The organism is Nonomuraea sp. NPDC050790, assembly GCF_044456745.1.
In the GTDB taxonomy this organism is placed as follows: domain Bacteria; phylum Actinomycetota; class Actinomycetes; order Streptosporangiales; family Streptosporangiaceae; genus Nonomuraea.
In genome coordinates, this window is record NZ_JBITGF010000002.1 from 893,526 (window position 1) to 912,517 (window position 18,992).

Consider the following 18,992-nt stretch of genomic DNA (forward strand, 5'->3'; position numbering starts at 1 on the left):
CGCGTGGACGTCACGCCACGGTATCTGGGAGGCGAGTCCTTCCTGGGCCGGCGGGACCCGCGCGTGCTCCTGCTGGTCCCGGTCTGCTTCCTCGTGGCGGTGGCGCGCGTGAGCGACCTGCGCCTCATGCTGGTCTGCGCCCTCGTGGCCCTGGCCTACTACCGTGCCGCGGGCATCCCGTGGCACGCGGTCAGGGCCAACTGGGCCTTCGTCCTGACGCTGATGACGCTGACGGTGCTGGTCAACAGCGTCTTCACCGACGCCCTGCAGATCGAGGCCACCCGGCAGGCGCCGCCGCTGTTCGACATGCCGATCACCGGGAACCCGGTCAGCGTGGCGACGCTGTCGTACTCGACGACGCTGCTGCTCAGGTTCGTGGCCATGGCCATGGTGGGCTTTCCCGTGGCCTTCTGCATCGCGCCGGGCGACCTCGGGGTCAGCTTCGCCCGGCTGCGGGTCTCGCAGCGGCTGGCCTACGGGGTGGACCTGACCTTCCGGTTCCTGCCGTCCACGGCGGCGACCATGCAGCAGATCATCGACGCGCAGCGGGTACGCGGCTACACCCACCCGCGCACGAATAACCCGATAAAGCGGCTAATATCCCTCAAACCGGTCGTGATCCCCTTGACCGTGAACTCGCTCATCGACGCGGAGGACACCTCGAACGCCATGGACCTGCGCGGCTTCGGCGCCAAGCACCGCACGTGGATGCGCGAGCTGACCTTCGACCGCGCCGACTACCTGCTCCTCGGCGCGTTCGCCGCCTTCGCGCTGGCCCTGCTGGCGTACAAGATCCTCGGCACGGACGTCGTATGGGTCCCGTAGTCCACGGGGCGCCGCTCGTCCTCACCATGGACGGCCCGCCGATCGAGGACGGCACCGTCACGGTCGAGCACGGGCGCGTCGTCGAGGTCGGGCGGGGCAGGGCCGAGGTGCGCTGGCCGGGCGTCCTGGTCGCCGGGCTGGTCAACGCCCACACCCACCTGCAGTACACGTGCATGGCCGAGGTCGGGCGGCGCGTCTACGACTCCTTCGAGCACTGGTCGGAGGTCTTCAACGACGCCTACTTCCAGGGCGGCCAGGGGAGCTGGGACCCCGCCCGCAGGACCGGCCCCTGGGACTGGGCCGCCGCCGCGGCCGACGGCGCCTGGCAGTGCCTGCGCTCGGGAACCACCGCCGCGGCCGACATCGTGACCGATCCGGAGGCGTTCGTGGACACGCCGCTGGGCGGCCTGGCGTACCTGGAGATCATCGGCGACACCGACGCGAGCTGGCGGGAGGACGGGCGCGAGCGCTTCCTCAAGACGCTCGGCGAGCGCCGCGCGGGCATCTCGCCGCACTCGCCCTACACGCTCGACACCGGCGTGCTCGCCGACGCGGCCGTGCTCGCCCGCGAGCGTGGCACCCGCATCCACATCCACCTGGCCGAGTCCGCCCACGAGCGCGAGTACACGATGGCCGGCACCGGGCCGCTGGCCGAGCTGGTGCGGCAGTGGAGCGCGCCGTTCGCGCTGCTGGAGGGCGGCTCCGGGCTCGCGCCCGCCGCCTACCTCGACAGCCTCGGCGTGCTCGGACCCGACTGCCACCTCGCCCACGGCGTCCACCTCGGCCCCGACGACCGCGCGCTGCTGCGCGAGCGCGGCACCGCGATCGCGCTGTGCCCCCGCTCCAACCGCACTCTCGGCCTCGACGGACCCGACGTCGCCGCGCTGCTGCGCGAGGACAACCCCATCGCCGTCGGCACCGACTCGCTGTCGTCCTCGCCTTCGCTCGACCTGCTCGCCGACGTCGCCGCCCTCAAGCACCTCGCCGTACGGCAGGGCTACCGCGACCCCGACCTCGACCGGCGGCTCGTCGAGGCGGCCACCCTCGGCGGCGCGTACGCGCTCGGCATGAGCGGCGAGATCGGCGTCCTGCGGCCGGGCGCGCGCGCCGACTTCGCCGTCTTCGACGTCGACCCCCGCGACCCCTACGCCGGCCTGGTGGAGCACGGTTCTGGACGGTGCGTGGCCACGGTTGTGGGCGGCACCAAACTTTGGGCCCTGTAGGGCCGTCCGAGCAGGTGCTAGCGTCCCGGGACGATGGCATCGCAGAGCCTGCGGTTCAAGCTGTACTCCCTCCTCAGCCTGCCGATCGTGGCGCTCGTCGCGCTGTGGACCTTCGTCGCCGGTCACGTGGTCGGAGACTTCTTCGAGCTGCGTACGGCGACCACCGTGTTCGAGAAGATCAGCGCCCCCGCCGCGGCGCTGGTCACCGAGCTGCAGCACGAGCGCAAGTCGGCGGCGATGTTCCTGTCCTCGCCGCCGCCCGACGGCAGCCTGCTCGTCTCGGCGCGCAAGCGCACCAACGCCGCCGCCGGCGCCTTCCGCACGCTGTCGGCCTCCGAGGAGGCCCAGACCGTCACCACCCCGGAGCTGCGCCGCGCCATCGACGCCGTGCTGCGCAAGATCGGCGGCCTGGACGCGGTGCGCAGGGAGGTCGACGACCGCACCACCAGCCGCCTGTCGGTCGTGCGGGCCTACGGCGAGGTCACCGACGAGGTCTACCACCTCTACGACCAGGCCGTCACCGCGCCGGACATCAAGCTCTACCAGCAGGCCGCCGGGCTCCAGCGCATCGCCCACGCCCGCGACCTCATGTCGCGCGAGGACGCGCTGATCTCCGGCGCGACGCTGGCCGGCCGGATCACCGAGCAGGAGTACCACGCGGTCGAGGAGCTCGCGCCCAGCAGGAAACTGCTGCTCGAAGACGGCGTGGCCGCCCTCGACGCCGAGCTGCGCGCGCCGTACGACCTGCTGCTGGCCTCGCCCGAGCACCAGAGCATCTCCGCGATCGAACACGAGATCATCGACACCGCCCGGCTGCCGCGGGTGCGCAACGCGTGGCAGGCCGTCGCCGACCGCTTCGGCGCCACCCTCGACCGGCTGCTGGTCAGCCGCGCGGAACTGCTGAACACCCGCACCGAGGCCGCCGCCGGCGACATCGTCGTGCGGATCGTGCTGGTGGGCTTCTTCGGCCTGGTCACCATCATCGCGGCGGTGATGTGGTCGGCCAGGCTCGGCCGCCGCCTGGCCACCGAGCTCGACACGCTGCGCGACGCCGCCGCGGAGCTGGCCGACCAACGGCTGCCGCGCCTGGTGGACAAGCTGCGCGGGGGCGAGGACGTGGACGTCGACGCCGAGGCCCCGCCCATCCCCACCGACGGCGCCACCCAGGAGATCCGCGACGTCGCCCACGCCTTCGCCGGAGTGCGCCGCACCGCGGTCGAGGCGGCCGTCGGCCAGGCCGCGCTGCGCAAGGGCCTGGGCCGCGTCTTCCGTAACATGGCCAGGCGCAACCAGGCGCTCGTGCACCGCCAGCTCGTCCAGCTCGACGTGATCAGGCGGCAGATCACCGAGCCCCAGACGCTGCAGGACCTGTTCACGCTCGACCGGCTCACCACCCGCATGCGCCGCCAGTCCGAGGGCCTGCTCATCCTGTCGGGCGGCTCGCCCGGACCCGCGGGCGGCGACCCGGTCCCGCTGGCCGACGTGGTGCGCGAGGCCATCTCCGAGGTCGAGGCGTACACCAGGGTGAACGCCCCGCCCATCCCCGACGCCTTCGTGGACGGCTCCGCCGCCGCCGACGTCACGCACCTGCTGACCGAACTGGTCGCCAACGCCACCGCCTTCTCCCCGCCCACCACCACCGTCCAGGTCTACGGACAGGTCGTCGGCCGGGGCTTCGCCATCGAGGTGGAGGACCGCGGGCTCGGCCTGCCCGACACGATCCGCGAGGAGGTCAACTCCCGCCTGGCCGACCCGCCGGAGTTCGACCTGGCCGACAGCGAGCGGCTCGGTCTGCTCGTGGTCGGCCTGCTCGCCCGCCGCCACGGCATCAAGGTCACCCTCAGCAAGTCGGCTTACGGTGGTATCACCGCTGTCGTCCTGCTTCCACAGTCGCTCATCATCTCCGGATTAACACGGCGTTCACATTCGGGCAAAAACCGGGAAACGGCCGCCTGGCAGCCTCGGCGTGGCTGAGAAAAACCCCGAAAGGACCGCCGTGAGCTACAAGGCTGAGTACATCTGGATCGACGGCACCGAGCCCACGGCTCTGCTCCGCGCCAAGACCAAGATCCTTGCCGATGGCGCCGAGCCGCCGGTGTGGGGTTTCGACGGCTCCAGCACCAACCAGGCCGAGGGCCACGCCTCCGACCGGGTGCTCCGCCCCGTGTTCACCTGCCCGGACCCGATCCGCGGCGGTGCCGACGTGCTGGTCCTGTGCGAGGTCGAGGAGATCGACGGCGAGGCGCACAAGAGCAACACCCGCGCCCTGCTGCGCCCGATCGCCGAGCAGTTCGCCGACCAGGAGTCGTGGTTCGGCATCGAGCAGGAGTACACCTTCTTCAAGGGCTCGCGCCCGCTCGGCTTCCCCGAGGGCGGCTTCCCCGCTCCCCAGGGCCACTACTACTGCGGCGTGGGCGCCGAGGCCGTCTTCGGCCGCGAGATCGTCGAGCTCCACCTCGACCGCTGCCTCGCCGCCGGCCTGAAGATCTCCGGCATCAACGCCGAGGTCATGCCCGGCCAGTGGGAGTTCCAGGTCGGCCCGGCCAGCCCGCTTGAGGTCGCCGACCACCTGTGGCTCGCCCGCTACCTGCTCTACCGCACCGCCGAGGAGTTCGGCGTGGAGGCCACCCTCGACGCCAAGCCCGCCCGCGGCGACTGGAACGGCGCCGGCGCGCACACCAACTTCTCCACCAAGGCCATGCGCGAGGGCTACGACGCCATCATCACCGCCTGCGAGGCGCTCGGCGAGGGTGACAAGCCGCTGGAGCACGTCCGCCAGTACGGCGCCGACATCGAGTCCCGCCTCACCGGCGCCCACGAGACCGCCCCGTGGAACAAGTACTCCTACGGCGTCTCCGACCGCGGCGCGTCGGTGCGCATCCCGTGGCAGGTCGAGGTGGACCGCAAGGGCTACATCGAGGACCGCCGCCCCAACGCCAACGTCGACCCGTACGTGGTGACCCGCCTGCTGGTCAACACCTGCTGCGCCGCCCTGGAGAAGGCCGGCCAGGTCTGACCGCACGTCTTGCGGAGGAACGCGGGCACCCCCGATCGGGACCCGCGTTCCTCCGTTTTCCCGCGAGGGTTCAGGCCAGGCGCGACAGGTAGACCCTGCGCGCCTCCGCCACCAGGCCGCCCCGGTCCTTGACGAGCTCCTCCAGCAGGTCCAGCCAGCGCAGGCAGAACGTCACGTCCTCCTCCCTGGCCACCCTGCGCCGCTCCACGTCGAGGTAGACCGGGCTCGAGTGCGCCCGCACCAGGCCGCCGCCCTCCGCCACCGCCACCACGTACGTCGGCCAGTCCACGCGTAACTCGGCCGCCACCTCGTTCGGCGGGCCCGAGGCCAGTTCGCCGTCGGCGGTCAGCAGCCGCACCCGCTGCACGCCGGGCCCGATCACCCGGGCCGCCGCCCGGACCGTCGAGCCGGCCTGCAGGTCGATCGTGGCCCCCGGGCGCTCGCCCGCCACCGACAGCTCCAGGAACGGGCCCGTCGTGGCGAAGGTACGGCTGTGCCGTACCGCGTGGGCGTAGGACTCGGCGGTGAGCGGGCCGTCCACGTGCGCGTAGGTGCGCTCGCCCCCGATCGGGCCGAGGCGGCCCGCGGTGCCGGCGACCGCGGCCACCCGGTTGCCCGCCCCGATCAGCCGCCGGTAGGCCCGGTCGGAGCCGATCGCCGAGGAGAAGCTGTCGACCAGGCCCAGCGCCGCGTCCACCACCGACATCCTGGCGTCGAAGACCGGGTAGCCGCCGTCGAACAACTGCTCGGGCGTCTCGACCGGGCCGCGGAAGGCGTTGGCGTACCCGATCAGCGCGCCGCGCTCGCGGAGCTTGTCGACCAGGCCGGACGGCACGCTCGGCGCGTCCTGCGCCAGGCCCACCCTGGCCACGTGGGTGGCGTCCGACCAGGGCAGGTTGCGGCCCGCCCAGAGGTCTTCGGTGTCGCCGTCGCCCGCGAGCAGGTTGACCACGTGTAGGTCCTCGCCGTGCTGGGAGTCGGCCACCCACTGGGGCGGGCGGTTGAGCCGCACGTGCAGGTCGCCGCCGTACCAGCCGCGGGCCGCGGCGTCGTAGATGCGCGGCGGGGCCAGCTCCACCAGCGTCTCGCCGTCGCCGGGCGTGAGCGTGGTCTGGGCGTGGCCGTACTCCATCCCGCGCGCGGCCCTGACGGTGAGGCGGCCGGGCGGCACCTCCAGCACGACGTCGTCGCCGTGGAAGTACGGCAGGCCGTCGATGTCCCTGGCCGGAGAGGTGCCGTGCGGGTACCAGCCCCGGCCGTCGTCGCTCCAGACGCTCCACCGGCATGGGAAGCCGGCCCGCAGGCGGAGGGTCTGCTTGGCGGCGAGTAGTGTCAGATCGTCACGCATCGGCTTCTCCCCGTAATCGAAGGCGCCGTTATCGTGCCACGGCCCTGCCCCTCCGGAAAGGCCGCCGATTCCCGGCGGAGTGGCTTTCTTACTCCGAGGTAGAAGGATCTAGAGTCGAGGTGGTGGTTCGTATTTGGGCAGATCCGCGCGTTTCCCATGAAGATGGGCAATCAGTTCGCGCTGGGTTTCGAGGTCGCCGCGCCGATCCGACTCCAGGTCCCTGATCGCCACCTCGATCAGCCCGCGGGTCCGCTGCGGCGTCTCCTGGAAGGCCTGATCCAGCGCGTGGTCGTAGGCCGTCCTGGCCGCCTCGTCGTCGCCCTCCGCCCAGGCCAGCAGCGCCAGGTCGAACAGCAGGAAGCTCGGCCGGTCCGGCTTGACCGCCTGGTACTGCTGGTAGTAGTCCAGCGACTCCTGGTAGCGACCCAGCCGGTACAGGCACCACCCCCTGGTCGACAGGTGGTCGGGGTCGTACGGGCTGAGCGCGTCGAGCACCGCCTCGTAGCACTCCTCCGCCCCCTCGCGCGCGCCCATCGAGAACAGCGTGTCGCCCTTGCCGGCCATCGCCCCGGTGGAGCCCGCGTCCAGCGCCAGCGCCCGGTCGTAGGCGGCCAGCGCCAGCTCCAGGTCGGGGGTCTCCCGGTAGCGATAGGCCCAGGCCAGCATCTCCTCGCAGTACGCGGTGACCTGCCGGCCCGGCGCGGTCGCCTCCAGCCCGGCCTCGATCGCCAGGTCCCACGCGGCCACGTACGACAGCGTGATCGACAGCTCCGCCCAGATCCAGGCGGCGTCGGGCTCGGCCTCCACCGCCTTGGTGAGGCTCCTGATCGCCGCCAGCGGGTCCCTGGCCGTGCGCTGGATGGAGCCGAGCACGTAGAGCCGCTCGGCGTTGTCGGGCGCGAGGTCCAGCGCCCGGCCCGCCGCCTCCAGCGCGGCCTCATGGCGTCCCATGGCCGCCTCCAGCCAGGCCCGCGCGGAGTGGATCTCCGGTTCCTCCGGCCAGACGCGCGCCGCCTGGTGGAGCACCTCCCTGGCCTCGTCCAGGCGGCCGTCGTACTGCAGCGCCTCGGAGTAGTGCACGACGACCTGGGGGTCGGCCTCCCTGTTGACCGCGCTGCCGTTCATGGCGTGCTCGCGCAGGAAGCGCACCGCCTCCTCGCCCCTGCCCAGGCGCTGCAGGGTGTTGCGGAGCATGACCAGGGCCAGCAGGTCGACCGGCTCGCCCGGGTGGAGCAGCTCCGCCGCCTCGCGCAGGTCGGACTCGGCCTCCCCGTAGGCGCCCTTGGCGTACCGGGCGGCGCCGCGCACGGCCAGCAGCCATCTGCTGTCGTCGGACTGGGGGATGGCCCGGGTGGCGTGGGCGATGGCGTCGTCCAGGTCGCCGGTCATCCGGTAGACCTCGGCCAGCGTGCCGCGGGCCCAGGACAGCTCGGGGTCCATCTCGACCGCGCGCTCCAGGTCCGCCCTGGCCTCGGGCAGCCGCTGGAGGCTGAAGTAGAGCTGGCCGCGCGAGCCGATCGCGAAGGCGGAAGGGGCCAGGCGCACCGCCTGCTCCGCCAGCTCCAGGCCCTCCTCGGGCCGGCGGGTCATGCGCAGCACCTCGGCCAGGTCGAGCAGCGGGTCGGTGGCCTCGGGCCACAGCTCGATCGCCCGGCGCAGGTGCGGCTCGGCCTCCTCGAAGCGGCCCAGCGCCAGCAGCGCGCCGCCGAGCCTGGCCCGCGCGAACGCGTAGTCCCCGTTGAGCTCGACGGCCTTGGCCAGCTCCCGCTCGGCCTCCTCGCGGCGGTCGGCCAGGCTCAGCTCGACGCCGAGGTGGGCGTGCAGGGCGGCGTAGCCGGGCGCCAGATCGATGCCGGCGCGGAAGGCGGCCACCGCCGCCTCGCGTTCGTCCAGCTTGCTGTGGGCCAGGCCCAGCAGGCGGTGGTCCTCGGCGTCGCGCGGGGTCATGCGGGTGATCTGCCGGGCCACGTCGTGGGCGTCCTTGGTCTGCTCCTGCCTGCTGAGGATCTCGCTGTAGGCCCAGCGCAGCGGGATGTAGTCGGGCGTGCGCTCGACGGCCGCCTCGACGGCGTTCCTGAGGTCGGCGACCTCGGCGACGGGCAGCTCGGGCAGCCAGAACTCGGTCAGCTTCGTCAGCGCCCTCGGGTCGAGCGGGTCGATCTCCAGCGCGCGCTGGAACGCCTCGTCGGCCTCGGTGATCCGCTTCAGCCCATAGAGGATCTTGCCGCGGGCGGCGTGCGCGGCGGCGTTCTCCGGGTCCCGCTCCAGCGAGCGGTCCAGCAGACGCAGGGCCTCGGCCGGGTCGTCGGCCTCCGCCACCTGGGCCTGGGCGCGCAGCGTCCAGGCGTTCTCGAAGCCCAGGCGGGCGGCCCCGTCGAGATCCTGCCTGGCGCCGGTCAGGTCCATGAGCCGGCCGCGCAGGTCGCCGCGTACGGCCAGCATCCAGCCGTCCTCGGGGTCCAGCTCCAGGGCCTGGTCGAGCAGCGGCGCGGCCTCCTCCAACCGGCCCAGGTCGAGGCGGGCGACGGCCAGGTGGCGCAGCACGACGGGCTCGCCCGGCATCAGCTCGGCGGCCCGGGTGAGGGTCCGCTCCGACTCCTCCACCTGGCCCACCCCGAACAGCGCGATGCCCTCGACGATGAGCGCCCTGGGGTCGCCGGGCAGGTCGTTCCTGATCTCGCGGACCAGCTCCAGCGCCCTGGCCATGTCGCCGGTGCCGAGCAGGATCTGGGCCGCGGCGAACCGGACGACGTGGTCGTTCTCGGCGCTCAGCGCGGCGTCCACGTGCTCGCGCGCCTGCGCGCGGCGATGCGCTCTGGCACAGGCGTCGGCGGCGTCCAGGTGGAGCGTCGCGCCCGGGCGGCGGCGGGCGGCCTCGGTGGCGGCGTCGGCGGCGCTCTCGTGGTCGCCGATGCTCTGGAAGGCGAGCGCCAGCCACTCCAGGATGTCCGGATCGTCCCGGTCGGCCTGCAGCAGCGCGCCGAGCGCCTCCTCATGGCGGCCGGCTTCCAGCAGGGCGCCGCCGAGGTCGCGCCAGGCGGCCGGGGTGAGCTTGCCCAGCCGTTCCGCCAGCTCCAGCCGGAGCCTGGCCAGCCGTACGTCGCCCGCCCAGCGGGCGCAGGCGCGGTCGGCGAGGTCGAGCGCGGCGTACGGGTCGCCGTCCTCGGCCAGCAGCACCTGGGCGTAGGCGGCGTAGGGGCTGTCGGTGTCGTCGGCCTCGGCCATGACGCGGGCCGCCTCCTCGCGGCGGCCGGTGTGCAGCAGCGCCAGCGCGTACGGCGGGGGCGAGAACGACGGGGGCGCGACCTCCAGGGCCCTGGCGAACAGCTCGCCGGAGGCCGCGTGGTCGCCCGACTCGCGCGCCAGCATGCCGCGGGCGATCAGCACCAGGCCGAGCAGGCCGTTCAGCTCCGCGTGCCAGGACTCGGCGCGTGCCTTGAGCGCGTCGCCCAGAGTCTCCTCCAGCTCCGCGGCGTGCTCGGCCACGCCGCCGGTGGCCTCCAGCCACAGGGCCGCCAGCAGCCAGCTCACCTGCTGCGACAGGTCGCCGTTGTCGGGGACCAGGTCCGCGCGCCGGCGGCTACGCCAGAGCTCGGCCATCGCCACGTGGTGTGACGTCATCATGTTCCCCTGGGGGTTCGGGTGGTGAGCGGGCGGCCGCCGCTCCTGGCGTCCGGGGAGCGGCCCGTGCCGTCGTGCCTGAGATGGTTCATGAGGCGGCCGGCGATCACGTCGGTGTGCCGGGGGTCGCGGTGCCTGGCCACCCAGCCCGCGTTGAGGAGGATCACCACCCGGTCGACGGGGGTCAGCGGCGGCAGCGTGTCCCCGCCGAGCAGGTGGTCGGCGCACGTCTGCACGTCCGCCCAGTTCCGCGCGGAGAAGCCGCGCAGGCGGTCCCTGTGCAGCGCGGTGTGGATCCGGCGGCAGAAGTCCGGGTCGAGCACCGGCTCGGGAGCGACGCCGAGCTGCCCCAGCAGGCCGTCCCAGAACTCCCTGAGCTCGCGCACCTCCTCGGCGAAGTCGTCCTGGCCGTCGTCGGGACCGGCCAGCCGCAGCATGGACAGGATCATCTGGGCCCTGAGGGTGTCGGGCGGCAGGGCCCTGCCGGGCTCCTGCGCCGCGTTCGCGGCCGTGGGCGCGCTCGGGTGCAGGCGGAAGGTGAACATGGCGCGCGCGTAGGCGGGACCCAGCATGAACGTGGCCAGCGCGTCCTCGGCCAGCCTGGTCGCGTACGGCGTGGGCGGCCGGGTCAGCAGCTCGTTGAGCATCCTGGCCTTGTCGGCGGCGTGCTTGACGACGCTGGCCCCGGCCTCCCTGGCCGCCAGCGGCACGCCCCAGATGTTCCAGTCGGGGAAGCCGAGCTTGATGACCGCGCGCATGCTGAAGGCCGGGGTCCGCGACGGCAGCGACAACGCCTGGTGCGGGCCGAGCATCCGGGTGAGCAGGTGGTCGGTCACCATGCACACGCTGTCCTCCACGGCGCTGTCGCGCATGGCCAGGCCCGCCACGAACTCGACGTAGTTGTCGTAGACCGGCTCGGCCTCCTTCTTCAGAAACTCGGCGTAGCCGCGCCACAGCTCCGGCAGGTCGGCGCCGTCGGAGTCGAGCCGGTCGCGCAGCTTCTCCGCCTCGAAGCGCAGGTTCCCCGTGGCGGCCCGCAGGTCGTCCTCCAGAACGGTCTGCTTCTCCAGCTCCACCATCCGGTCGCTGAGCGGCTCGATCGTCTCGCGGACCCTGGCGACGCGCTCCTCGACCGCCTGAATGTGGTCGTCCAGGTTGGTGATGCTGGCCGTCAGCGGCCGGTTGCCGAGGTCGCCGAGCCGGCCCATGCCCGGCCTGGCCAGTTCCTGCCCGATGGGGGCGGCGATGCTGGCCAGCTCGCTGACGGCGTCCTCCGCCTCCTGGAGCGCGTCCATCACCTCGCGCATGTGCTCGCGCTTCTGGATCGCGTCGGTCACGGCGCCGCTGATGCGGTCCAGGTCGGTCAGGAGACAGTCGAGCCTGATCGCCAGGATGCGCTTGCCGTCCACGTCAGCCGCCCCGGGCGAGCATGGCCAGGGCGCGGCGGCCGGTGTCGCGGGTCGCCGCGCCGCCGAGCCGCAGGCGCCAGACGGCGTTCAGCACGTGGGCGGGGGTGATGCCGGGGCTCGGGCGCTCCTCGCCGGTCAGCGCGCGCTCGGCCGCGCCGACCTGGCCGCCGGGTACGTAGCGGGCGCGGGGCAGGTGCCGGTCGAGCAGGTCGAAGACGGCCGTGGCGGGGATGGGCGGGTCGCCCGGGCCGTCCGGCTCCTCGCCGGTGAGCGCCGTCCAGGCCGGGGCGATCATGGCCTCGGCGGCGCGGGCGTACGTGCCGCCGTGCCGTTGCGACATGGCCAGGAGCAGCTCGGTCATCGTGCGCACGCGCGTGCGCCACGACGGGTGCGACGGGCTGGTCACGTCCGCCTCCTCCGGGTCGACGCGCAGGCGCACGCACGACAGCGGGTAGGCGGGGCCGAGCGTGTAGGTGGCGTAGCAGTCGGCGATCAGCTCCTCGCGGTGCGGGGTGTCGGCCCGCTCAAGGAGTGGCCGCTGGTCCTTGTCGCGTACGTGGGCCGCCTCGCGGATGACGTAGTGGCCGAGCTCGTGCGCGAGGACGGGCAGGTGCCAGGCGTCGGGGGAGGGCGGCAGCCTGAGCAGGTCGGAGGCGCGCGTGAAGGACTCCGAGCGGGCGCACGCGGCGACCGCCACGTCGGCGGGCACGCCCGCGCGCTCGCACAGGAAGTCCACCAGGGCCGTGACGGCGGCCCCGGCGTCGGCGTCGAGCGCGTGGCGGCGCAGCAGGACGGCCTGCGCGTAGTCGAGCGCCTCGACCCGCAGCCGCTCGGCCTTCTGCCTGAGGTGGCGCAGGTGGCCCCAGTCGCGCACGTCCCGCAGTTCGAGGATCAGGTCGTCGGCGTGCAGCCGCAGGGAGCGGGCGGTGGCGGTGCCCGGCTCCGTCCGCAGCGCCAGGTCGGCGGCCTGGTCGAGGGCGTCGATCTCGGCGGCGACGTGGTCGTCGATCATGCGGTGGCTTCCTCGACCACGGTGCGCACCCCGCGTACGGTCGCCGGCGCCGGCCACGCGTCGGCGTAGTCGGCGGCCAGCACGAGCACCACGCCCAGCAGCAGCGCGGCCACCGCGCCCGCGGCCGGCGGGGAGGCCAGCCAGGCGACCAGGCCGGTGCTGACCGTGATCGCGATCGCGAGCAGGTCCATCTGCCCGCCGAAGCGGTCGCCCAGCTCGGCCAGTTCGGCGCGGGCGCCGTCGAGCCTGGCACGCTCCAGGGTGTCGCCGGTGAGCCGCTCGTCCAGCGCGGCCCTGACGTTGTCGGTGCCGAGCAGCGCGGAGACCAGGAGCGGGCCCGCCGCCTTGTCCTGGCCGAGGCCGTCGGCGAGGTGGGAGACGGCGGTGTTCAGGCGGTCGAGGACGCCGAGGGGGATGAGGCGGTGCAGGGCGGTGAGCGCCTTGGACAGGGCCTGGGCGGCGAGCTTGGTCAGGGTGCCGGCGATCGCGGCGACGCCGAGACTGTCGAGCATCTCCTGGGCGGTCGTGGTGACCGTGCTCACCCCTGGGATCTTGGCCAGGGCGCTGCTCGCGACGCCCGCCGAGCGTTCGTGGATGCGGTCCAGGCAGGCGGCGGCCTCCTGGCGCAGGGCGGCGACCGCGGTGGGCAGGTCGGGGGAGGCGCCGGTGGCGGCCTCGAAGCCGAAGTCGCCCGAGGGTTCCAGCGCGGCGGCGAGACGGCCGAGGGAGTCCCGCGCGTCGCGGAGGGCACCCCCAGGGCCTTGCGGGCCGCGTGGGAGGCTCTCCCGCCCGTCGGGCTGGGCCGCGGAGATCAGGGCTTGGGAGAGGGCCAGGTCGCGGGCCGCCTCGGCGAGCAGGGCGCCGGGGTCGGGCGGGCCGGGGTCCGGCGCGCCCGCGGCGCGGGGCGGCTCGAAGCCGTACGCGCCGCTGTCGCCCAGGGCGGTCCTGGCCTGGTCGGCGAGGCGGTCGCGGGCGTAACCCGCGCGCCGTTCGTCGCCCCCGGCCAGCGCGGCGTGCAGCTCGCCGACCGTGTCGTGCAGGGATCGTGCCGACCGCGCGAGGCCGTCGAGGTGCTGTCGTGCGCCCACTGTGCATCCCTCCGGAGCAACATTGTGAGGCTCCGGAGGGAATGTTGCCTAGGGGAGTCGGAAGTCCAGGTCAGGAGTGATATCTGCCACGTCCATCTGGGCCTTTTGCAGACGTCCGGAATGATCCCAGTTCATGGCCTGCCAGCGCGTGAACTGGTCGAGCACCCACATGCCGGACTGGCGGCTGCCGTTGCCCGACTTGCCGTTGCCGCCGAACGGCAGGTGCGCCTCGGCCCCGCTGGTGGAGTTGTTGACGCTGACCATGCCGGCCGAGATGCCCTCGCGGAAGCGGAAGACGTTCTTGGCGTCGGTGGTGTAGATGGAGCTGGACAGGCCGTAGCCGGGCAGGTTGGCCAGCTCGATCGCCTCGTCGAGGGTCTCGAACGTGGTCACGCCGACGATCGGGCCGAACGTCTCCTCCAGGAACAGCCGGTCGTCCTGGCGGACGCCGTCGACCACCACCGGGTGGTAGTAGAGCCCGCCCTCGCCGGTGAACTCGTGGTGCGGGTTGTCCTGGCTGATCTTGCCGGTGCGGCCGGTGACGACCTCGTGGTGCGGCTGGATCCAGGTCAGGAACTCCTCGTAGCGCACCGCGAACTTCTCATCCAGCAGCGGCCCGGCCAGCACGTCGCCCATCGGCTCGCCGATCTTGGCGTTGGTGACGGCGCGGACGAAGCGCTCGACGAACTCGTCGTGGACGCTCTCGTGCACGATGACGGTGCCGAGGCTGGTGCAGCGCTGGCCGGCCGTACCGAAGCCGCCGAACAGCGCGCCCTCCACGGCCAGGGCGAGGTCGGCGTCCGGCATGACCACCATCGGGTTCTTGCCGCCGAGCTCCAGGCAGGCCGACTGCAGGTGCCGGCCGGTCAGCTCGCCGATCTTCCTGCCCACCTCGGAGGAGCCGGTGAAGCCGACCTTCTGCACGGTGCCCTCGCCCAGCGCGAGGTCCAGGCCCTCGTAGGTCTCCTTGCCGTCGGCGAAGACGATGTTGAGCACGCCGTCCGGCAGGCCGGAGGCGGCGAACAGCTTGTACATGGCGTGCGCGGAGGCGGCGGCGTACTCGGCGGGCTTCCACACCACCGCGTTGCCGCACAGCAGCGCGGGCACCAGGTACCAGGAGGGCACCGCCACGGGGAAGTTCCCGGCGGTGATCACCGCGGCCACGCCTACCGGGTTGCGGAAGGTGAACAGGTTCTTGTCCGGCATCTCCGACGGGACGGTCTGGCCGTACAGCCTGCGGCCCTCGCCCAGGAAGAAGTCGCAGGTGTCGACGATCTCCCGCACCTCGCCCAGCGACTCCTTGTACGGCTTGCCGATCTCCTCGGTCACCAGCCGCGCCAGCGCCTCGGCGTTGGCCTCCACCAGCCGCCCGATCGAGGCGATCACCCGCCCCCGCACCGGCGCCGGCACCTTGGCCCACTCCCGCTGCGCCTCCTTGGCGGTACGGCAGGCGGCCGCGAAGGCGGCGGCGTCCGTGAGGCCCACGTCGGCCACGACCTCGCTGGTGCGCGCCGGGTTGGCCGAGACGTAGGTACTGGTGGCAGGGGCGTCCTTGCCGCCGACAATGGAGACAATCTGACGGGTCACCGATGACCTCCTCGTAGTTCCTCCGCAAAGACAATCATCCTGCCGCACATTTTCCCAAGCCCTGGCGAACGTCCGGCGATGTCCTGGTTCGTATTACTGCGCGGGCGAATCTCTGGACCTGTCCCGCTGCGTATAACCGGACGACCGTCTTCCCGGGGAACACGGCTGGGGTGCCGTTCCTCGAAGGGGTGTGTGCGGGGAGACGGCCGTGCGCGCGCGTCCCCGGGAGCTGTGGCGGTCCACCGGGGCGCGCGCCCTCACACCTCTGGAGTGGAGATGCTCTTCCCCGGTCCTGTCCTGGAGTCGCTGGAGCGCGCGCCGTCGCGCCCGGCCATCGAGCACGGCACGCGCGTGGTCACGCGCGGGGAGCTGCTCGGGCTGGTCGCGCGGTGCGCGGGCGGCCTGCGCGCGAGGGGGCTGCGGCCGGGCTCGTGCGTCCTGGTGCACGCCGGCTCGACGCCCGAGGTGTACGCCGCGCAACTGGCCGCGCACGCGCTGGGCTGCCTGGTGGGCATGGCCCGCCCCGGCTGGAGCCCGGTGCAGCATGCCGGCGCGCGGCAGGCGGGCTTCGACCTCGTGCTCACCGACGCGCTCGCCGCCGAGCTGGCCGCCGGGCCGTCCGGGGAAGCGGCCGAGCCGGGCGCGGAGCCCGACGGCCTGGCCAGGCTCACCTTCACCAGCGGCAGCACCGGCAGTCCCAAGGCCCCCGTCCAGACCTATCGCGCCTACAGCCTCGCCTACCGGCCCTCCGCCTGGCCGCCGCCGCTGAAGGCGCTGATGGCGAACTTCGAGCGCTGCCTGGTCCACGCCAGCCTCGCCAGCCCGGTCATGATGACCTACCTGGGCAGGACGCTGGTCGCCGGCGGCGTCGCGATCATCCCGGAGCTGCCGCTGGCCGAGGCGGTCGCCGCGCACCGGGCCACGGCCACGATGATGGCGCCGCCGGTCCTGGCCGGGCTGCTGGAGCGGGGCGCCGACCTGACGAGCCTGCGGGCGCTGGTGCTCGGGGGCGCGCCGGCCGCGCCGTCGCTGCTGGAGCGGGCCGCCGACCGGCTCGGCCCGGTGATCTGGCAGGGGTACGGCCAGGCCGAGGCGGGCGTGATCGCCATGCTGACACCGGAGGACGTGGCGGCGGGCCGTACCGGGGCGGTGGGGCGGCCGCTGCCTGCCGTACAGGTGAGCCTGCGTGACGGCGAGGGGCGGCAGGTGCCGCACGGCGCGGACGGCGAGGTGTGGGTGCGCAGCCCGCACATGATGGCCGGCTACTGGCGCGCGCCCGAGCTGACCGGAGAGGTGCTGCGCGACGGCTGGCTGCGCACCCGCGACCTGGGGTTCCTGGACCGCGACGGGCTGCTCCACCTGACCGGCAGGACCCGAGACGTGATCATCGTCGGCGCCGAGGTCTGCTACGCGGGCGCGATCGAGCGGGTGCTGGCCGCGCACCCGGACGTGGAGCAGGCGTACGTGGTCGGCGCGCCGGACGCGGAGACCGGCGAGGCGGTGCACGCCTTCGTGGTGCCCGCCCCGGGACGGACGCCCGACCCCGGCGCGCTGGCCGCGCTCGTGCCCGCGGCGCTGAGCGCGGCCAGCACGCCGAGGAGCGTCACCGTCATCCGGCGGGTCCCGCTCAACGCGGCGGGCAAGCCGGACAAGTCAGCGCTCAGACCCACGGGGCCGTCGGCCACCAGATGATCTCGAAGCGGCCGAGGAGCCTGCCCACCCAGTACAGGACGGTGAAGGAGCCGGCGACCACGAACACCGTGCCGGTGATGAGGGCCAGCCGTCCCGGCCGCGCGGCCAGCCAGCGCTGCGCCCGGCCGCCGAGCGCGAGGGCCAGCAGCACGACGAGCACGGCCATGACGACGATGTTGCCGAGCGACTGCAGCATGAACGCCAGCGCGCCGTAGAACGGGTTGTGGCTGGCGGCGGCGTCGCGGAAGAGCTGGCGGAACAGCCCGAACGGCCGGCCGATGAGGAAGGCCCCGATGAGCGCGCCCATGACCAGCATGCGCGCGTTCGGCAAGCGCCGCTCCAGCCCGGCCAGCGGGTCTCTGACCAGGCCGAGCGCGGCCAGTCCCAGATAGACCAGGATGAGGCCGATCACGCCGAAGGTGACCATCGACTGGACGTTGCGCGCGAGCAGGCCGCCGGCGGGCGGCGAGTTGGCGAACTGCGGCATGGCGGTGCCGGCCAGGCCCACCACGAAGCCGTAGCCGCCGGAGACCGCCAGGACGCCGACGGCCAGCCAGCCGAGCGGCTTCAGCGTGCGCGCCACCCGCGCGCCCGCCGAGCTGTCGGCGCCCACCAGCGGCGCGACCGCGCCCATCGCGGCGATGTTGCAGGCGGTGAACGTTCCGGCCAGCCCGGTCACGAACGCGAACACCACCCCGGACAGGATCCCGGCGATCGGGGTCTGCGAGGCGTCGCGGCCGAGGAGCGTGTCGGCGACGTTCGCGCCGATCGTCTGGTCCACGAACTCGGCCGACCACACCACGGTCAGCAGGAAGCCGGCCAGCACGCTGAGCAGGACGACCAGCCATCGCCTGGCCGTCGGCCGCTCAGCCGGCGTGGTCTCGGTGGCGCGCAGGGTCATGGGAGGTGTTCCTCTCCTGTTCGAAGTGGCGTTCGCACAGGCGCAGGCGCCTGGCGTGCCAGACCATGTACGTGCCGAGGACGAGCTGGAGCGGGCTGCGCCACACCTCCTCCCATCGATCGCGCAGCCGGAGATAGGCGAGGACGAGGGGGCGCAGCCGTACCCGGTGGCCGCGGGGGGTCATCAGGCAGGGGCCGCGGTTGGGCAGCGGGCGGGTGTGCCGGGCGGTCGTGGCGACGTCGTGCTCGCGCAGGACCTCCCTGACCACGGCCTCGATGCTGATCGGCGCCAGGTGCCAGGCCGGGCAGGGCCGGTTGGCCGCCACCCCGAACGGGATGTTCCCGCCGGAGCGGTGGAAGTCCGGATAGCTGAAGCAGAGCACGGAGCCGGCCGGGATCGGTTCGGCGCCCTCCAGGCAGATGTCGGCCGAGGTGATCCGGTGCGCGACGCCGAACAGCGGGAAGTCGTGCAGGGTGCGCTCGATGACCGCCTCCAGCGGTTGCGCGGCGCCGTGGGCGGCGATCTCCATGAGCACGTGGGCGGTGGCCTCCGCGCTCTGGACGACCGCCGTGTTGAAGAAGGTGCCCTGGAGGTAGAAGGCGCGCTCGCGCTCGTCGAGGGACTCCGGCAGCGGGTGCGGGACCTGGCCGAGCGTCTCGCGCAGGTGGCGGGTCAGGCGCAGGCGCCGGTCCATGTGGCGCAGGCCGCAGCACTTCAGCGAGGTGACGACGTCATCGGAGTGGGCGACGATGAGGTCCCTGACGCCCGGCGGGCTGGGGACGCCGTAGACGACCCGGTGGTAGAACTCCGCCCAGACCGGCATCATCAGGTCGCGCAGCCGTACCAGGCCGTGCTGGTGGGGGAGGGCGGCGCGCAGGCTCGCGGTGGCGAGCTCGTCGGCGGTACGGCTCGGCATCGTGAGGATGCGGCGCGTGCACCTGGCCACATCGGTGTAGCGGGGGCCGGGCTCCAGGTGCTCCTGGTGGACCTCGGCGCCGGGCGAGAGCCAGTACCAGAACAGGTCGGACAGCGCGGCGCCGCGGCTGCGGCCGTCGGCGGCGGGGTGGGCGTACAGCTCCAGGAAGCGGGTGACGTCGACGAGGTCGCCGGGCACCGGGATGCCGTCCACGCCGTTGATGCGGGCGAACAGCCGGGTGCGCAGCCTGGTGACGGCGCCGGGCAGCCAGTACGGCAGGCTCAGCAGGACGACCAGTGCGGCGAGGACGACGACCACAGCAATCACACACGGTTGTACGAGTGCCGATATGTC

General features: G+C 73.3%; 13 protein-coding genes. 5 read left to right on the top strand and 8 right to left on the bottom strand.

Annotated features, from left to right (window positions below; translation table 11 throughout):
* The first annotated feature begins 3 nt into the window (after positions 1-3).
* From ACIBEJ_RS12595 to glnII, 4 genes are read left to right on the top strand one after another with little or no spacing between them, the layout of a single operon-like run.
* Positions 4-825 carry an energy-coupling factor transporter transmembrane component T family protein gene (locus ACIBEJ_RS12595; RefSeq protein WP_397182785.1) on the top strand — a complete coding sequence of 274 codons (822 nt, stop codon included), beginning with the start codon at positions 4-6 and terminating at the stop codon, positions 823-825.
* On the top strand, positions 813-2,048 hold the full coding sequence (locus ACIBEJ_RS12600; protein WP_397182786.1) for an amidohydrolase family protein: 1,236 nt from the start codon (positions 813-815) through the stop codon (positions 2,046-2,048). The genes ACIBEJ_RS12595 and ACIBEJ_RS12600 overlap by 13 nt, the downstream gene beginning before the upstream one ends.
* Before the next feature lie 33 nt (positions 2,049-2,081).
* Positions 2,082-4,022 (top strand): nitrate- and nitrite sensing domain-containing protein, encoded by a 1,941-nt coding sequence (locus ACIBEJ_RS12605; protein ID WP_397182787.1) that lies wholly within the window; start codon positions 2,082-2,084, stop codon positions 4,020-4,022.
* Positions 4,023-4,044: 22 nt separating this feature from the next.
* A complete protein-coding gene (gene glnII, locus ACIBEJ_RS12610; protein WP_397182788.1) occupies positions 4,045-5,064 on the top strand; it encodes a glutamine synthetase in 1,020 nt (339 codons plus the stop codon).
* Positions 5,065-5,134: 70 nt separating this feature from the next.
* Here glnII and ACIBEJ_RS12615 read toward each other — a convergent pair whose 3' ends face one another.
* The 6 genes from ACIBEJ_RS12615 to ACIBEJ_RS12640 all read right to left on the bottom strand — a co-directional run bounded on the left by ACIBEJ_RS12615 (position 5,135) and on the right by ACIBEJ_RS12640 (position 15,129).
* Positions 5,135-6,412 carry a CehA/McbA family metallohydrolase gene (locus ACIBEJ_RS12615; RefSeq protein WP_397182789.1) on the bottom strand — a complete coding sequence of 426 codons (1,278 nt, stop codon included), beginning with the start codon at positions 6,410-6,412 and terminating at the stop codon, positions 5,135-5,137.
* Positions 6,413-6,520: 108 nt separating this feature from the next.
* Positions 6,521-10,036 (bottom strand): tetratricopeptide repeat protein, encoded by a 3,516-nt coding sequence (locus ACIBEJ_RS12620; protein WP_397182790.1) that lies wholly within the window; start codon positions 10,034-10,036, stop codon positions 6,521-6,523.
* Positions 10,033-11,442 (bottom strand): hypothetical protein, encoded by a 1,410-nt coding sequence (locus tag ACIBEJ_RS12625; RefSeq protein WP_397182791.1) that lies wholly within the window; start codon positions 11,440-11,442, stop codon positions 10,033-10,035. Before ACIBEJ_RS12625 ends, ACIBEJ_RS12620 begins: the two co-directional genes overlap by 4 nt.
* A 1-nt stretch (position 11,443) precedes the next feature.
* A complete protein-coding gene (locus ACIBEJ_RS12630) occupies positions 11,444-12,454 on the bottom strand; it encodes a hypothetical protein (RefSeq protein WP_397182792.1) in 1,011 nt (336 codons plus the stop codon).
* A complete protein-coding gene (locus tag ACIBEJ_RS12635) occupies positions 12,451-13,542 on the bottom strand; it encodes a hypothetical protein (RefSeq protein ID WP_397182793.1) in 1,092 nt (363 codons plus the stop codon). The genes ACIBEJ_RS12630 and ACIBEJ_RS12635 overlap by 4 nt, the downstream gene beginning before the upstream one ends.
* Before the next feature lie 48 nt (positions 13,543-13,590).
* Positions 13,591-15,129: an aldehyde dehydrogenase family protein gene (locus ACIBEJ_RS12640; protein WP_397182794.1), complete on the bottom strand. Its 1,539-nt coding sequence runs from the start codon at positions 15,127-15,129 to the stop codon at positions 13,591-13,593.
* A gap of 276 nt (positions 15,130-15,405) precedes the next feature.
* Here ACIBEJ_RS12640 and ACIBEJ_RS12645 point away from each other — a divergent pair, with 276 nt between their 5' ends.
* Positions 15,406-16,821, top strand: coding sequence for a class I adenylate-forming enzyme family protein (locus ACIBEJ_RS12645; protein WP_397183255.1), 1,416 nt, complete (start codon positions 15,406-15,408; stop codon positions 16,819-16,821).
* Here the strand turns inward: ACIBEJ_RS12645 and ACIBEJ_RS12650 are convergent.
* Both ACIBEJ_RS12650 and ACIBEJ_RS12655 read right to left on the bottom strand, forming a co-directional pair.
* Positions 16,790-17,722 carry a hypothetical protein gene (locus ACIBEJ_RS12650; protein WP_397182795.1) on the bottom strand — a complete coding sequence of 311 codons (933 nt, stop codon included), beginning with the start codon at positions 17,720-17,722 and terminating at the stop codon, positions 16,790-16,792. The genes ACIBEJ_RS12645 and ACIBEJ_RS12650 overlap by 32 nt on opposite strands.
* Complete coding sequence (locus ACIBEJ_RS12655) at positions 17,688-18,965, bottom strand: hypothetical protein (RefSeq protein ID WP_397182796.1); 1,278 nt, start codon at positions 18,963-18,965, stop codon at positions 17,688-17,690. The genes ACIBEJ_RS12650 and ACIBEJ_RS12655 overlap by 35 nt, the downstream gene beginning before the upstream one ends.
* Positions 18,966-18,992: the final 27 nt, after the last annotated feature.

Coding starts and splice junctions, on each gene's coding strand:
- ACIBEJ_RS12615 (WP_397182789.1), bottom strand. CDS start 6,412: ATGCGTGACGATCTGACACTACTCGCCGCCAAGCAGACCCTCCGCCTG.
- ACIBEJ_RS12630 (WP_397182792.1), bottom strand. CDS start 12,454: ATGATCGACGACCACGTCGCCGCCGAGATCGACGCCCTCGACCAGGCC.
- ACIBEJ_RS12620 (WP_397182790.1), bottom strand. CDS start 10,036: ATGATGACGTCACACCACGTGGCGATGGCCGAGCTCTGGCGTAGCCGC.
- ACIBEJ_RS12605 (WP_397182787.1), top strand. CDS start 2,082: ATGGCATCGCAGAGCCTGCGGTTCAAGCTGTACTCCCTCCTCAGCCTG.
- ACIBEJ_RS12600 (WP_397182786.1), top strand. CDS start 813: ATGGGTCCCGTAGTCCACGGGGCGCCGCTCGTCCTCACCATGGACGGC.
- ACIBEJ_RS12645 (WP_397183255.1), top strand. CDS start 15,406: ATGCTCTTCCCCGGTCCTGTCCTGGAGTCGCTGGAGCGCGCGCCGTCG.
- ACIBEJ_RS12650 (WP_397182795.1), bottom strand. CDS start 17,722: ATGACCCTGCGCGCCACCGAGACCACGCCGGCTGAGCGGCCGACGGCC.